General features: G+C 56.8%; 13 protein-coding genes. 7 read left to right on the plus strand and 6 right to left on the minus strand.

Annotated features, from left to right (window positions below; all coding sequences use genetic code 11):
• Positions 1 to 6: 6 nt before the first annotated feature.
• The 5 genes from dtd to ACOTX5_RS16135 all read right to left on the minus strand — a co-directional run bounded on the left by dtd (position 7) and on the right by ACOTX5_RS16135 (position 3,765).
• A complete protein-coding gene (gene dtd, locus ACOTX5_RS16115) occupies positions 7 to 444 on the minus strand; it encodes a D-aminoacyl-tRNA deacylase (protein WP_015569909.1) in 438 nt (145 codons plus the stop codon).
• Positions 441 to 1,322 (minus strand): virulence factor BrkB family protein, encoded by an 882-nt coding sequence (locus tag ACOTX5_RS16120; RefSeq protein ID WP_003861949.1) that lies wholly within the window; start codon positions 1,320 to 1,322, stop codon positions 441 to 443. The genes dtd and ACOTX5_RS16120 overlap by 4 nt, the downstream gene beginning before the upstream one ends.
• Positions 1,316 to 1,915, minus strand: coding sequence for a glucose-1-phosphatase (gene yihX / locus ACOTX5_RS16125; protein ID WP_003861947.1), 600 nt, complete (start codon positions 1,913 to 1,915; stop codon positions 1,316 to 1,318). The genes ACOTX5_RS16120 and yihX overlap by 7 nt, the downstream gene beginning before the upstream one ends.
• Positions 1,916 to 2,033: 118 nt before the next feature.
• Entirely contained in the window at positions 2,034 to 2,834 is an 801-nt protein-coding gene (locus tag ACOTX5_RS16130) for a DeoR/GlpR family DNA-binding transcription regulator (RefSeq protein ID WP_003861944.1), read from the minus strand.
• A 34-nt stretch (positions 2,835 to 2,868) separates the two neighbouring features.
• A complete protein-coding gene (locus tag ACOTX5_RS16135) occupies positions 2,869 to 3,765 on the minus strand; it encodes a sugar kinase (RefSeq protein WP_026080563.1) in 897 nt (298 codons plus the stop codon).
• 155 nt (positions 3,766 to 3,920) lie between these two features.
• Here ACOTX5_RS16135 and yihU point away from each other — a divergent pair, with 155 nt between their 5' ends.
• From yihU to ompL, 7 genes are all read left to right on the plus strand, one after another.
• Positions 3,921 to 4,811 carry a sulfolactaldehyde 3-reductase gene (gene yihU / locus ACOTX5_RS16140; protein ID WP_003861941.1) on the plus strand — a complete coding sequence of 297 codons (891 nt, stop codon included), beginning with the start codon at positions 3,921 to 3,923 and terminating at the stop codon, positions 4,809 to 4,811.
• 17 nt (positions 4,812 to 4,828) lie between these two features.
• Positions 4,829 to 5,704 carry a sulfofructosephosphate aldolase gene (gene yihT / locus ACOTX5_RS16145; RefSeq protein ID WP_045911390.1) on the plus strand — a complete coding sequence of 292 codons (876 nt, stop codon included), beginning with the start codon at positions 4,829 to 4,831 and terminating at the stop codon, positions 5,702 to 5,704.
• 14 nt (positions 5,705 to 5,718) lie between these two features.
• The gene (gene yihS, locus ACOTX5_RS16150; protein ID WP_023304653.1) at positions 5,719 to 6,960 is read left to right on the plus strand and encodes a sulfoquinovose isomerase; all 1,242 of its coding nucleotides are present in this window, start codon (positions 5,719 to 5,721) and stop codon (positions 6,958 to 6,960) included.
• 16 nt (positions 6,961 to 6,976) lie between these two features.
• A complete protein-coding gene (locus ACOTX5_RS16155; RefSeq protein WP_045911389.1) occupies positions 6,977 to 9,001 on the plus strand; it encodes an alpha-glucosidase in 2,025 nt (674 codons plus the stop codon).
• Between the two features lie 45 nt (positions 9,002 to 9,046).
• On the plus strand, positions 9,047 to 10,429 hold the full coding sequence (locus ACOTX5_RS16160) for an MFS transporter (RefSeq protein WP_003861932.1): 1,383 nt from the start codon (positions 9,047 to 9,049) through the stop codon (positions 10,427 to 10,429).
• A 43-nt stretch (positions 10,430 to 10,472) separates the two neighbouring features.
• Positions 10,473 to 11,897 (plus strand): MFS transporter, encoded by a 1,425-nt coding sequence (locus ACOTX5_RS16165; protein ID WP_017694044.1) that lies wholly within the window; start codon positions 10,473 to 10,475, stop codon positions 11,895 to 11,897.
• 74 nt (positions 11,898 to 11,971) lie between these two features.
• A complete protein-coding gene (gene ompL, locus ACOTX5_RS16170; protein ID WP_017694043.1) occupies positions 11,972 to 12,658 on the plus strand; it encodes a porin OmpL in 687 nt (228 codons plus the stop codon).
• A gap of 80 nt (positions 12,659 to 12,738) precedes the next feature.
• Here ompL and typA read toward each other — a convergent pair whose 3' ends face one another.
• Positions 12,739 to 14,562 carry a ribosome-dependent GTPase TypA gene (gene typA, locus ACOTX5_RS16175; protein ID WP_006808726.1) on the minus strand — a complete coding sequence of 608 codons (1,824 nt, stop codon included), beginning with the start codon at positions 14,560 to 14,562 and terminating at the stop codon, positions 12,739 to 12,741.
• Positions 14,563 to 14,854 lie beyond the last annotated feature (292 nt).

The raw sequence follows: 14,854 nt of genomic DNA on the forward strand, positions 1-14,854 counted from the left end.
GTTGGCTCATACCTGGAGCCAGAATGTGACGGGGCCATCGTTCACCAGCGAAACCTGCATATCCGCAGCGAATCGTCCGGTTTGTGTATTCATGTCCTGTTGGCGACAGCGCTCAACAAAGTACTCGTAAAGGGCTTCTGCGCGATCCGGTGCCGCGCCCTTCGAAAAACTCGGGCGCATGCCGCGTTCGGTATCCGCGGCCAGCGTAAACTGGGAGACCACCAGCACGCTGCCGCCCGCCTGCTGAACGTTCAGGTTCATCTTGCCTTCTGCATCGCTGAAAATGCGGTAGCCCAGTACGCGCTCACACAAGCGGTTGGCTTTTTGTTCGTCGTCATCCTTTTCGACACCCAGGAGCACCAAAAGTCCTGGGCCAATTTCACCCGTCACCTCATCCGCCACGGTGACGCTGGCACGGGTTACGCGCTGAATCAATGCAATCATGGTTGGTCTGCTTCTTGTTGTTTTTCAGCTTCTGCTGCTTTTTTGAGTTCGCGGTAGACCCCGAGAGTGACAGTTATTTCGGCGCCAAGCAAGACGATACACCACGTCCAGTAGACCCAGACAAACAAAATGGGGATCACCGCCAGCACGCCGTAAATCAGCTGATAAGAGGGGAACATGGTGATATAAAGCGCGAATCCTTTCTTGCCCAGCTCAAAGAGCAACGCCGCGACCAGCGCACCCACCACGGCATCCCGGTTGGGTACGCGCGTGGTTGGTACCACGCTGTAGAGCAGCCAGAACGAAAGCCACGATAAAATCAGCGGGAAGATACGCAGCACGTTATCGATCACGCTGTTTAAGTCGGTCGCCCAGCGCAGCGAAAGAAGGTAGGAACTGATCGCCAGGCTTGCCCCCGCCAGCAATGGGCCAAGGGTTAAAATCATCCAGTAGACGGCAAAGGAGTAAACCTTCGGGCGGACTTTTTTGCTCCGCCAGATGGTGTTGAGCGCACTGTCGATGGAGTACATCAGCAGCAGCGCGGTAACAATAAGCCCACATGCCCCCACCGCCGTCATCTTGCTGGAGTTAGCGACAAACTGTTCAATGTAGTTCTGGATCACATCGCCGGTGGCAGGAATAAAGTTCGCGAAAACAAAATGGCGTAGCTGCATGCTCACATCGGCAAACATCGGAAACGCCGAAAAAAGCGCAAAAATCACCGCCACCAGCGGCACCAGCGAGAGCAAGGACACGTAAGCGAGATTGCCCGCCAGCGTGGTCATGTTGTCCTCGTCAATGCGATGCCAGAGGAGTTTCAGCCACGCCCTCAGCGGGCGCGTGTGGTGATTGGCTTTTTGATGAACGGTTTTTAGCATAACTGCTTCGCAAAGTAGTTCGGTATCGTCTCTTTTCCGGTCACCAGAATGGAGGTGATACCTAACTGATTAGCCCCTTCTATATTATCGGCGTTGTCGTCAAAAAAGACCGCATCCGCCGCCGTGAATCCTTCTTCCTGCAATACCGCCTGATAGATGCGCGCCTCAGGTTTACGCATCCCCATCTCCTGGGAGAGATACACCTTATCTGCCGCCGCGTGGATTTCCGGGTATTCATCCGGCCAGAAGGTGGTATGCAGGCGGTTGGTATTCGACAGGACGACGACACGATGCCCCTGCTCGCGCAGCTTGTGCATGATGTCGATCACTTCGGGGCGGATCGCGACAAATATGGCCTGCCAGCCGTGGGAAAACTGCTCGTAGCTTAACGAGAGACCCATTTCCTGACAGAAACGCTCTGCGAACGCTTCATCGCTGATCTCACCGCGCTCGTGCAGATGGAAAGTCTCACCCATCGCGAAATTCTGCTTTAACGTCGCCAGCGGAACACGGCTAAAATCGCTCCATGCGCCCAGCACCCGGTTAAAATCGATATCGACGATTACATTTCCTAAGTCAAAGATATAAAGCATGTTTATCTCCTTTCGCCGTGGAAAAGTAACTGTAGCGGGAAAGAGAAACTTTAGCTATGCGCCAGATTCAGCTTAGAGAAAGGAAAGGCCCGAATCGCAATATCGGGCCATAGGATTTTCAGCCAGCCTGCTGCTCTTCTCCGGAATTGACTTCGACAACCTCAACCTTGCTGGATTTGAGGTGATTTTGCAGCGCCGGGCCGGGCAGCTCATCGGTGAACAGCGCCGTCGCCTGCGCCACGTTGCCAATTTCAACCGCCGCGGAGGCGTGGTATTTCGTATGATCGGCCGCCAGTAAAATGTGACGGGAGTGAGCGATCATGGTTTTCACCACGCTGGCTTCGTTAACGTCAAATTCCATCATCGCGCCATCGTGCTCTATCGCCCCGACGCTGGTGACCAGGTAATCTGCGCGAAATCCTGACACGAACGCCGTTGCCGCAGGACCGATAATGCCGCCGTTATGCGGGCGCAGCGTACCGCCGGGCACCATCACCTCAAAGCGCGGATTCTTATAAAGAATGTGTGCCACCCTCAGGCTGTTAGTGATAATGCGCAGATGATTATGGTTAAGCAGTGCCCGGGCAACGTGCTCCACGGTCGTCCCGATGGTGATAAAAATGGTCGAACCGTCGGGAATATAGTCCGCAATCGCTTCGGCAATCGCCCGTTTCTCTTCGGTAAGCGAGACTTCACGCTGTTCGAACGCCGTGTTGACCACGCTGGATGCCCTGCCCGCGCCGCCGTGATGACGGGTGATCAGCCCCTGCTCGCTGAGCTTACGGATATCCCGGCGCACGGTTTGCGTGGAGACATCCAGCAGCTGCGCCAGTTCATCAATGTTCATATAGCCGCGATCGGCAATCAGCGTCAGCAGCTGATCGTGACGCGGGTTGCCGGTCAGTTCGGTAAGGCTCATGGGCTGTCCTCTGAAAACCATCACGCCCCGCATTTTATACAAAAAGTGACAAAAAAGAGCGGGTTTGATCACAGTCGGGTATACCCGCGCGCCCGCCGGGCTTTGTACATTTCAGTGCTGCGACGGCGCTGGCAAAACGCACGGCGTCTGCGGCGGGTAATTTCTGCCCCAGGCTGACCGCCAGCGCACCGTGGAACACGTCGCCCGCCCCGGTGGTATCAATGACGTTCACTTCAAAACCAGGCTGATGACATAGCGTGTCGTTTTCCAGCCAGAAACAGCCGTCTCGCCCCTGCGTAACATACACATGTCCATTTGTGAGCGTTTGTGCTTTCTTCAGCGCGTTTTCGGTTTCATCCAGCTGCGTTAAACGCCGCAGTCCTGGCGCGGAGAAGGCCGCGTGGTCGCTTAAGGCAATCAGATCCGCGATGTCCTGCGGGGTGACATCCGCATCCAGCAGCGTCGGTACGCCCTGCTGGCGGGCCAGGGTAAATGCCTGTTTTGCCCCGTCATGCCAGCGCACGTCGGCTAAGACAATGTCCCACTGAGAGAAGTCGATTTCATGCAGCCAGTCTGCCGCCGCAGGGAGATCGGGGCTGGGGTAGTTGGCAATAACGCGCTCTCCGCTTGCGTCCACCAGCACCGCCGATTGCGACGATCGGGCTCCCTTAACTATGCGCGTATAGCGGGTGTTCACCCCCAGGGATTCCAGCTCCGCGAGCAGCCGTCTGCCGGTATCGTCGTCTCCCACCCGACCAATAAAATCCACTTCCGCCCCCAGTTTCGCGGCTGCCACTGCCGCCGTTGCCGCCGGGCCGCCGCCCACTTCCGTATAGTCTTTTGCGACATATTTCCCACCTTCTTTCGGTAAATCATCGAGATACCAGATGCGATCCAGCACGGTAATGCCGACACAAACGATGCGAGTCATGGTGATTCCTTCTGCGATTTCTGATGCCTTCATTTTAATTTCACCAAATGTTTAAAAAGTGACCCGTGTCAATTTTTTGACTATAAATTACAAATACGATCAAAAACAGACACCACAAACGCGCAAAAATTGACACGATGTGACAGGAGAGAGGCATGTCAGCAATCGCATTTATTGGCTTAGGACAGATGGGCGCGCCCATGGCGAAGAATCTGTTGAAACAGGGCCACCAGCTTAACGTTTTTGATGTGAACCCGCAGGCGGTTCAGGCGCTGGTAGAGAGCGGCGCCCGGGCGGCGGCTACGCCCGCACAGGCAGCAACGGATGCCGAATTCGTGATCACTATGCTGCCAAACGGCGACCTGGTGCGCAGCGTTCTTTTCGGCGAGCACGGCGTGTGCGAAGGGTTATCCCGCGACGCGCTGGTCATTGATATGTCCACCATTCACCCGCTGCAAACCGACGCACTGATCCGCGACATGGCTGAGCAAGGCTTCAGCCTGATGGACGTGCCCGTCGGACGCACCTCTGATCATGCCATCGCCGGTACGCTGCTTCTGCTGGCGGGTGGTACGGCGCAGCAGGTTGAGCGCGCCACCCCCGTTTTAATGGCGATGGGCAATGAACTGATTAACGCCGGCGGGCCGGGAATGGGCATCCGCGTGAAGCTCATCAATAACTACATGAGCATCGCCCTGAACGCCCTTTCCGCCGAAGCCGCCGTACTGTGCGAAGCGCTTGGCCTCTCCTTTGACGTGGCGCTCAAGGTGATGAGCGGCACGCCGGCGGGTAAAGGCCACTTCACCACGTCATGGCCGAACAAGGTGCTGAAAGGGGATCTTTCTCCCGCCTTCATGATCGACCTTGCACATAAAGATCTGGGGATCGCCCTGGACGTAGCCAACCAGCTCCACGTTCCGATGCCGCTGGGCGCGGCTTCCCGCGAAGTTTACAACCAGGCACGCGCCGCCGGGCGCGGGCGCGAAGACTGGACAGCCATTCTTGAACAGGTTCGCGCATCTGCCGGGCTGAAGAAAACACACTGATACGAAAGGACTGAGGAATGACGATGTACACCCTGAAAGATATCACCCGACCTTCCGGCGGTTTTGCGATGCTGGCCGTGGATCAGCGCGAAGCGATGCGCCTGATGTTTGCTGCCGCAGGCGCGCCGGTGCCGGTAACCGACCAGCACCTGACGGATTTCAAGGTCAATGCGGCGAAAATTCTGTCGCCGTACGCCTCTGCGATCCTCGTCGACCAGCAGTTCTGCTACCGCCAGATTGTCGAGCAGCAGGCCGTGGCCAAAAGCTGCGCAATGATTGTCGCCGCCGACGAGTTTATTCCGGGGAACGGCATTCCGGTCGACAGCGTGGTGATCGACAAGAACGTCGACGCGCAGGCGGTCAAACGCGATGGCGGTAAGGCGCTGAAGCTGCTGGTGCTGTGGCGCAGCGATGAAGATCCGCAGCAGCGCCTGGAAATGGTGAAAGCGTTCAATACGCTGTGCCACGACAACGGGCTGTTGAGCATTATCGAGCCGGTGGTGCGTCCCCCGCGCCGCGCCGCCGCGTTTGACCGCGAGCAGGCGATTATCGATGCGGCCAAAGAGCTGGGCGACAGCGGTGCCGACCTCTACAAAGTGGAAATGCCGCTGTTTGGTAAGGGCACGCAGCACGAGCTACTGACGGCCTCGCAGAAGCTGAACGAGAACATCGCCATGCCGTGGGTGATCCTCTCCTCCGGCGTGGACGATAAGTTATTCCCGCGTGCCGTAAGCGTCGCCATGCAGGCGGGGGCATCGGGCTTTTTAGCCGGTCGCGCCGTCTGGTCATCGGTGATTGGCCTGCCGGACACCGAGATGATGCTGCGTGATATTTCCGTGCCAAAACTTCAGCGTCTGGGTGAGATCGTCGACGAAATGATGGCTCGCCGTTAAGAAAGGACCCGAACATGAAATGGTTTAACACCCTGAGCCATAACCGCTGGCTCGAACAAGAGACCGACCGCATTCTCGATTTCGGTAAAAACGCCGCCGTACCGACCGGCTTTGGCTGGCTGGGCAATAACGGGCAGGTGCGCAGCGATATGGGCACCCATCTGTGGATCACCGCCCGCATGCTGCACGTTTACGCGGTGGCGGCGAACATGGGGCGCCCCGGCGCGTACGCCCTGGTTGAGCACGGCATTAATGCCCTGAACGGTCCGCTGCGCGATAAACAGCACGGCGGCTGGTACGCCTGCGTAAACGATGAAGGCGTGATTGATGCGTCCAAGCAGGGCTATCAGCACTTCTTCGTCCTGCTGGGCGCGGCGAGCGCCGTGACCACCGGCCACCCCGAGGCACGCAAGCTGCTGGACGATGCCATCGAGGTGATTGAGCGCTACTTCTGGAGCGAACAGGAGCAGATGTGCCTGGAGTCCTGGGACGAAGCCTTCAGCAAAACGGAAGATTACCGCGGCGGTAACGCCAATATGCACGCCGTGGAAGCCTTCCTCATCGTCTATGACGTGACCCACGACCGGAAATGGCTCGACCGCGCCCTGCGCATCGCCTCGGTGATTATTCACGACGTGGCGCGCAAAGGGGAGTACCGCGTTAACGAGCATTTCGACACCAGCTGGAACCCAATCCGCGATTACAACATCGATAACCCTGCCCACCGCTTCCGCGCCTACGGCGGCACGCCGGGGCACTGGATCGAGTGGGGCCGCCTGATGCTGCACCTGCGCGCCGCGCTGGAAGCCCGCTTTGAAACCCCGCCGGAGTGGCTGCTGGAAGATGCGAAAGGCCTGTTTCACGCCACTATTCGCGACGCCTGGGCACCCGACGGGGCGGACGGCTTTGTCTACTCCGTGGGCTGGGACGGCAAGCCTATCGTGCGCGAACGCGTGCGCTGGCCAATCGTCGAGGCGATGGGCACGGCCTATGCCCTCTATACCGTGACCGGCGAGGCGCAGTACGAAGCCTGGTATCAGAAATGGTGGGATTACTGCATCAAGTACCTGATGGATTACGAAAACGGTTCATGGTGGCAGGAGCTGGACACCAATAACGAAGTGACCACCAAAGTCTGGGACGGCAAGCAGGATATTTACCACCTGCTGCACTGCCTGGTGATCCCCCGCCTGCCGCTGGCGCCGGGCTTAGCCCCTGCCGTAGCCGCCGGATTACTGGATAGCCTGGCCAAATAATAAAGACGGAGTTTCTATGCGTACCCTACACAATATTGACCTGAAAAATAACGAAAGTGGTTTCACCCTGCGCTGGCAGGACCGTCTGATTTTATCCCACTCTGCGGATGCCCCCTGCCTGTGGATCGGTGCAGGCGAAGCGGATATCGAGATGTTTCGCGGCAATTTCAGCATCAAAGACAAGCTTAACGAAAAGATTGCCCTGACGAACGCGACCGTCACACAGCAAAGCGCGGGCTGGGCAATCCGCTTTACCCGCGGCGACGCGGTGAGCGCGACGCTGCTGGTGGGCGTGGATGGCGAAGGCCGTCTGGAGCTGAAGCTGAAAAATGACGCCGCCAGCCATAACCGCATCTGGCTGCGGCTGGCGGCTCAGCCTGACGATCATATCTACGGCTGCGGCGAGCAGTTCTCGTATTTCGATCTGCGCGGCAAGCCGTTCCCGCTGTGGACCAGCGAGCAGGGCGTGGGCCGCAACAAGCAGACCTACGTCACCTGGCAGGCCGACTGCAAAGAGAACGCGGGCGGCGATTACTACTGGACCTTCTTCCCACAGCCGACCTTCGTGAGCACCCAGAAGTACTACTGCCACGTGGATAACAGCTGTTATATGAACTTCGACTTCAGCGCGCCGGACTTCCACGAGCTGGCATTCTGGGAAGATAACGCCACGCTGCGCTTCGAATGCGCAGAAACCTACGTCGATCTGCTGGAAAAACTGACCGGCCTGCTGGGGCGTCAGCCTGAACTGCCGGACTGGGTTTACGACGGCGTGACGCTGGGTATTCAGGGCGGCACCGAGGTGTGTCAGCAGAAGCTCGACGCCATGCGCGAGGGCGGCGTGAAGGTAAACGGCATCTGGGCGCAGGACTGGTCCGGCATCCGGATGACCTCCTTTGGCAAACGCGTAATGTGGAACTGGAAGTGGAACAGCGCGCTCTATCCGCAGCTTGATGAGCGGATTGCGCAGTGGAAAGAGGAAGGCGTGCAGTTCCTCTCCTATATCAACCCGTACGTCGCCAGCGATAAAGATCTCTGCGAAGAGGCGTCGAAGCGCGGCTATCTGACCAAAGATGCCGACGGCAAGGATTACCACGTTGAGTTCGGCGAGTTCTACGCGGGCGTTATCGACCTGACTAACCCGGAAGCCTACAGCTGGTACAAAGAGGTGATCAAAAAGAACCTGATCGAACTGGGCTGCGGCGGCTGGATGGCCGATTTCGGGGAATATCTGCCGACCGATACCTTCCTGCACAACGGCGTGAGCGCGGAGATCATGCATAACGCCTGGCCTGCCCTGTGGGCGAAATGTAACTACGAAGCGCTGGAGGAGACCGGCAAGCTCGGGGAGATCCTGTTCTTCATGCGCGCGGGCTACACCGGCAGCCAGAAGCACTCTGTGATGATGTGGGCGGGGGATCAGAACGTCGACTGGAGCCTGGACGATGGTCTGGCGTCCGTCGTACCGGCGGCGCTGTCGCTGGCGATGACCGGGCACGGGCTGCACCACAGCGACATTGGCGGCTATACGACCCTCTTCGAGATGAAGCGCAGCAAAGAGCTGCTGCTGCGCTGGTGCGACTTCAGCGCCTTTACGCCGATGATGCGTACCCACGAGGGCAACCGCCCTGGCGATAACTGGCAGTTCGACGGCGACGCGGAAACTATCGCCCACTTCGCGCGCATGACCACCGTCTTCACCACCCTGAAGCCGTACATCAAAGCTGCGGTAGCGCAGAACGCGAAGAGCGGCCTGCCGGTGATGCGTCCGCTGTTCCTGCACTACGAGGACGACGCGCGCGCCTACACGCTGAAATACCAGTACCTGTTTGGCCGCGATCTGCTGGTGGCGCCGGTTCATGAAGAGGGACGCCGCGACTGGTCGCTCTATCTGCCGCAGGACATCTGGGTCAATGCGTGGACCGGGGAAACCTGCCAGGGCGGTGACATCACCGTTGATGCCCCGCTCGGCAAACCGCCGGTCTTCTATCGCCAGCACAGCGAATGGGCAGATCTGTTTAGCACCTTACGTCATATCTGATAAGGCTCGCCCGCGGGGAAACCTGCGGGCAGACGGAGAACAATAATGAGTCAACATACTTCTGATCCGGCAACCCTGCGCCTGCCGTTTAAAGAAAAACTCGCCTACGGGATGGGCGATCTCGGCTCTAACATCCTGCTTGATATCGGCACGCTGTATCTGCTGAAGTTCTACACCGACGTCCTGGGGCTGCCTGGCACCTACGGCGGGATTATCTTCCTGATTGCGAAGTTTTTTACCGCCTTCACCGACATGGGCACCGGGATCATGCTCGATTCCCGGCGCAAGATCGGCCCGAAAGGGAAATTCCGCCCGTTCGTGCTGTATGCAGCCTTCCCGGTAACGTTGCTGGCGATAGCTAACTTCGTCGGCACACCGTTTGAAATTACCGGTAAAACGGTGATGGCGACGGTGCTGTTCATGCTGTACGGCCTGTTCTTCAGCATGATGAACTGCTCCTACGGCGCGATGGTGCCCGCCATTACCAAAAACCCGGACGAGCGTGCTTCGCTGGCCGCCTGGCGCCAGGGCGGCGCCACGCTGGGTCTGCTGCTCTGTACGGTGGGCTTTGTCCCGGTGATGAACCTGATTGAGGGCAACGACCAGCTTGGCTACATCTTTGCCGCCACCCTCTTCTCGCTGTTCGGGTTGTTCTTTATGTGGTGGTGCTATAAGGGCGTAACCGAGCGTTACGTCGAGACGCAGCCTGCTAACCCGGCGCAGAAACCGGGGCTGTTGCAGTCGTTTCGCGCCATCGCCGGGAACCGTCCGCTGTTTATCCTGTGCATCGCTAACCTGTGCACGCTGGGCGCCTTTAACGTTAAGCTCGCCATTCAGGTCTACTACACGCAGTACGTACTGAACGACCCGATCCTGCTGTCGTACATGGGCTTCTTCAGCATGGGCTGTATTTTTATCGGCGTCTTTATGATGCCCGGCGCGGTGCGGCGCTTCGGTAAGAAAAAGGTCTACATCAGCGGGCTGATGATTTGGGTGGCGGGCGATCTGCTTAACTACTTCTTCGGCGGCGGCTCGGTGAGCTTCGTGGCGTTCTCCTGCCTGGCGTTCTTCGGCTCCGCGTTCGTGAACAGCCTGAACTGGGCGCTGGTGTCCGATACCGTGGAATACGGCGAGTGGCGCACCGGCGTACGCTCCGAGGGGACGGTCTACACCGGCTTTACCTTCTTCCGTAAGGTATCGCAGGCGCTGGCGGGCTTCTTCCCGGGGATCATGCTCACGCAGATCGGCTATGTGCCCAACGTGGTGCAATCCGCCGGCACGGTTGAAGGGCTACGGCAGCTGATATTTATCTATCCGAGTCTGCTGGCAGTCATCACCATCGTGGCGATGGGCTGCTTCTACAACCTTAACGAGAAGATGTATGTGCGCATCGTGGAAGAAATTGAGCTGCGCAAACGTACGGCATAAATGACGTGATTGAGCGCCCTGCGGGGCGCTTTGAGGATCGACCATGACACATAATACTGATCCGTTAACCCTGAAATTGAGCCTGCGAGAGAAGTGCGCCTACGGGATGGGTGATTTTGGCTCGAACCTGATGCTGTGTATTGGCACGCTGTATCTGCTGAAGTTTTACACGGACGAGCTGGGCATGCCCGCGTTCTACGGCGGCATCATTTTTCTGGTCGCCAAGTTCTTTACCGCGTTTACCGACATGCTGACCGGGGTGCTGCTGGACTCCCGGCGTAATATCGGCGCGCGGGGCAAATTCCGGCCATTCATTCTCTACGCCTCCGTTCCGGTGGCGCTGGTGGCCACGGCGCAGTTTATGGCCAACGACTTTAGCCTGACGGTGAAAACGGCCCTCGCCACCGTGCTCTTCATGATGTTTGGCCTCTGCTACAGCCTGATGAACTGCGCCTACGGTGCAATGGTTCCGGCCATCACCAAAAACCCGAACGAGCGCGCGCAGCTTGCGGCGTGGCGTCAGGGCGGCGCAACGGTAGGACTGTTGCTCTGTACTGTCGGCTTTATGCCGATTCAGGCGCTGTTCGTCAGCCAGCCCTCACTCGGCTATCTGGTGGCCGCGCTGGTGTTCGTCACCGGGGGACTGTTCTGCATGTGGTGGTGCTACAGCGGGGTGAAAGAGCGCTACGTCGAGCTTACGCCCGATCACCATAAGCCCGGCATTCTGAAATCGTTCTGCGCGATTTTCCGCAATCCGCCGCTGCTGGTGCTGTGCATCGCCAACCTGTGTACCCTCGCCGCGTTTAACATCAAGCTGGCGATTCAGGTCTATTACACCCAGTACGTGCTGAACGATCTGCATCTCCTGTCGTGGATGGGCTTTTTCAGCATGGGTTGCATTCTGATTGGCGTGTTTCTGGTGCCTGGCGCGGTGAAGCGCTTTGGCAAGAAGCCGGTCTATCTGGGCGGGCTGACGCTGTGGGCGGTGGGCGACGTGCTGAACTTCGTCTGGGGAACCAGTTCCCTGCTGTTCGTGCTCTTTTCCTGCATGGCCTTTTTCGGCACCGCGTTTGTGAACAGCCTGAACTGGGCGCTGGTGCCGGATACGGTTGATTACGGCGAGTGGAAAACCGGGATCCGCGCCGAAGGGTCGGTGTATACCGGCTATACCTTCTCGCGCAAAATCTCCGCGGCGCTGGCCGGTTTTCTGCCCGGTATCATGCTGACCCAGATTGGCTACATCCCGCATGCCGTGCAGAGCGCGGGCACGCTGCTGGGGTTGCGCCAGCTTATTTTCCTCTGGCCGTGCGGCCTGGCGATCGTTGCCGCCGTGACCATGGGGCTGTTTTATAAACTCAACGAAGCGCGCTTCGCCTTTATTATCGAGGAGATTGGAAAACGGAAAAAACAGACAGCAAATACCCCTGAGATAACCACCAACAATAAAGCGTCAGCAGTCACTTTATAACAATAAATCCGGCCAGTATGTCCTTCCTGTTTATCAGGAGGGAGGCCTTTCTGTACCTGATACATGGACAAATTATGAAAAGAATCATCACCGTACTGATCGTGTCGTCTGTGTCCTGCCCGGTTTTTGCCGGGGCCTATGTCGAAACGCGCGAAGCCTACAACACCGCCTCTGAGCTGCACGAAGTGATCCTGCGTGCGGGCTATAACTTCGATATGGGCGCGGGACTGATGTTCACCAACGCTTATAACGTGGGGAAATGGGACGAACTGAAGCACAGCTATAACGAAATTGAGGGGTGGTATCCACTCTTCAAACCGACCGACAAACTGACCTTCCAGCCCGGCGGCTTGATTAATGACAGCAGCGCAGGATCAGGTGGCGCGGTTTATTTAGATACTAACTATAAATTTACGGACTGGTTTAATCTGACGTTCCGCTATCGCTATAACCATAACAATTACGATACGCCGGACTATAACGGGCAGATGGATAAGAACGACACACAGGAATTGGCCAACTACTGGAATTTTAAAGTGACGGATGCGTTTTTCTACACCTTTGAGCCGCACTTTTTCCAGCGGGTGAATGATTACCACAGCAAAAATGGCAAAGATCATCACTGGGAAATTACCAATAAATTCAGCTATAAGATCGACAGAAACTGGCTGCCGTATCTTGAGCTACAGTGGCTGGACCGATGGAATGATTACAACCGCGAGCAGTACCGGATCCGTTTAGGGTTGCGGTATTCGTTCTAATAAAAAAAGCCGCTGATCGCTCAGCGGCTTTTTCGTTGCCGGGTGGCGCATGCGCTTACCCGGCCTACGGCATAACCGAATTACTCTTCTTTCGCACCGCGCATTGCACGTTTACGATCGTTCTCGGTCAGGTGACGTTTACGGATACGAATTGACTGAGGCGTCACTTCGACCAGTTCGTCATCATCGATGAATTCCAGAGCCTGCTCCAGCGTCATCTTGATCGGTGGAACCAGAACCGTTGCTTCGTCAGTACCGGACGCACGCATGTTGGTCAGTTTCTTACCGGTCAGGCAGTTTACCGTCAGGTCGTTAGAACGGCTGTGAATACCGATGATCTGGCCTTCGTAAACTTCAGCACCGTGGCCCAGGAACAGCTTACCGCGATCCTGCAAACCGAACAGCGCAAACGCAACCGCTTTACCCTGACCGTTGGAGATCAGCACGCCGTTGTTACGCTGGCCCACTTCGCCCGGACGAACGTCGTCGTAGTGGCTGAAGGTGGAGTACAGCAGACCAGTACCGGAAGTCATGGTCATGAACTCAGAACGGAAGCCGATCAGGCCACGGCTTGGGATCACGTAGTCGAGACGTACGCGGCCTTTGCCATCTGGATTCATGTTTTTCAGGTCGCCTTTACGCTCACCCAGTGCCTGCATCACAGAACCCTGGTGCTGCTCTTCAACGTCCAGCGTTACGTTTTCGAATGGCTCTTGTTTACGGCCATCGATTTCGCGGAAGATAACTTTCGGACGGGAAACCGCCATCTCGAAACCTTCACGACGCATGTTCTCGATCAGAACAGACAGGTGGAGCTCACCACGACCCGAAACGCGGAATGCATCAGCGTCTTCGGTTTCTTCAACGCGCAGCGCAACGTTGTGCACCAGCTCTTTGTTCAGGCGGTCAAGGATCTGACGAGAGGTAACAAACTTACCCTCTTTACCACAGAACGGAGAGGTGTTGACGTTGAAGAACATGGATACGGTTGGTTCATCAACGGACAGGGCTGGCAGCGCTTCGACGTTCTGCGGATCGCAGATGGTGTCGGAGATGTTCAGTTCACCCAGACCGGTGATGGCGATGATGTCGCCCGCTTCAGCGATGTCGCTCTCGATACGCTCAAGACCCAGGTGAGTCAGAACTTTACCGACTTTACCGTTACGGGTTTTGCCTTCGCTATCGATGATAGTGACCTGCTGGTTAGGCTTCACTTTACCGCGCTTGATACGACCAATGCCGATTACGCCAACGTAGTTGTTGTAGTCGAGCTGAGAGATCTGCATTTGCAGGGTGCCTTCCAGGTCAACGTTTGGCGCAGGAACGCGGTCAACAATCGTCTGGTACAGCGGAGTCATGTCTTCCGCCATGTCTTCGTGATCCAGACCGGCGATACCGTTCAGCGCAGACGCATAAACGATAGGGAAGTCCAGCTGTTCGTCGGTCGCGTCGAGGTTAACGAACAGGTCGAATACCTGGTCAACAACCCAGTCAGGACGCGCGCCAGGACGGTCAACCTTGTTGATCACAACGATAGGTTTCAGGCCGTGGGCAAATGCTTTTTTGGTCACGAAGCGCGTTTGCGGCATAGGGCCATCAAATGCGTCAACCACCAGCAGCACGGAATCCACCATGGACATCACGCGCTCAACTTCACCACCGAAGTCGGCGTGCCCTGGGGTATCAACGATGTTGATACGGTAGTCATTCCATTTGATAGCGGTGTTTTTGGCGAGGATGGTAATCCCACGCTCTTTCTCCAAATCGTTGGAGTCCATCACACGCTCTTGAGTTTCGGCACGAGCATCAAACGTACCGGACTGCTGTAGCAGCTTATCAACCAGGGTAGTTTTACCATGGTCGACGTGCGCGATGATGGCGATATTACGCAATTTTTCGATCACAACTTTGCCTCAGGCATTTAGAAATAGCGCGTTATTGTACACGGATTAATCGCACTACAAAACAGGATCACAAACATCCCCCGCAAACAAGTATTGCAGAGATGCTTTGTGATCGCTTTCACGGAGCGGTAAAAGGGCACTTTAACGTAAATTGCACCAATATGGTGCTCGATGTTCACACAGAAGCACTATAATGGTGCAACAAATCCAATGTGGTGCAGCCCTTCTGCACTATGGTGCGCATGATAACGCCTTTTTGGGGTGTTTTAAAAGTTGGCACAGATTTCGCTTT

This window comes from Enterobacter cloacae complex sp. IR5441 (assembly GCF_049238215.1).
Taxonomy (GTDB): Bacteria; Pseudomonadota; Gammaproteobacteria; order Enterobacterales; family Enterobacteriaceae; genus Enterobacter; species Enterobacter hormaechei_C.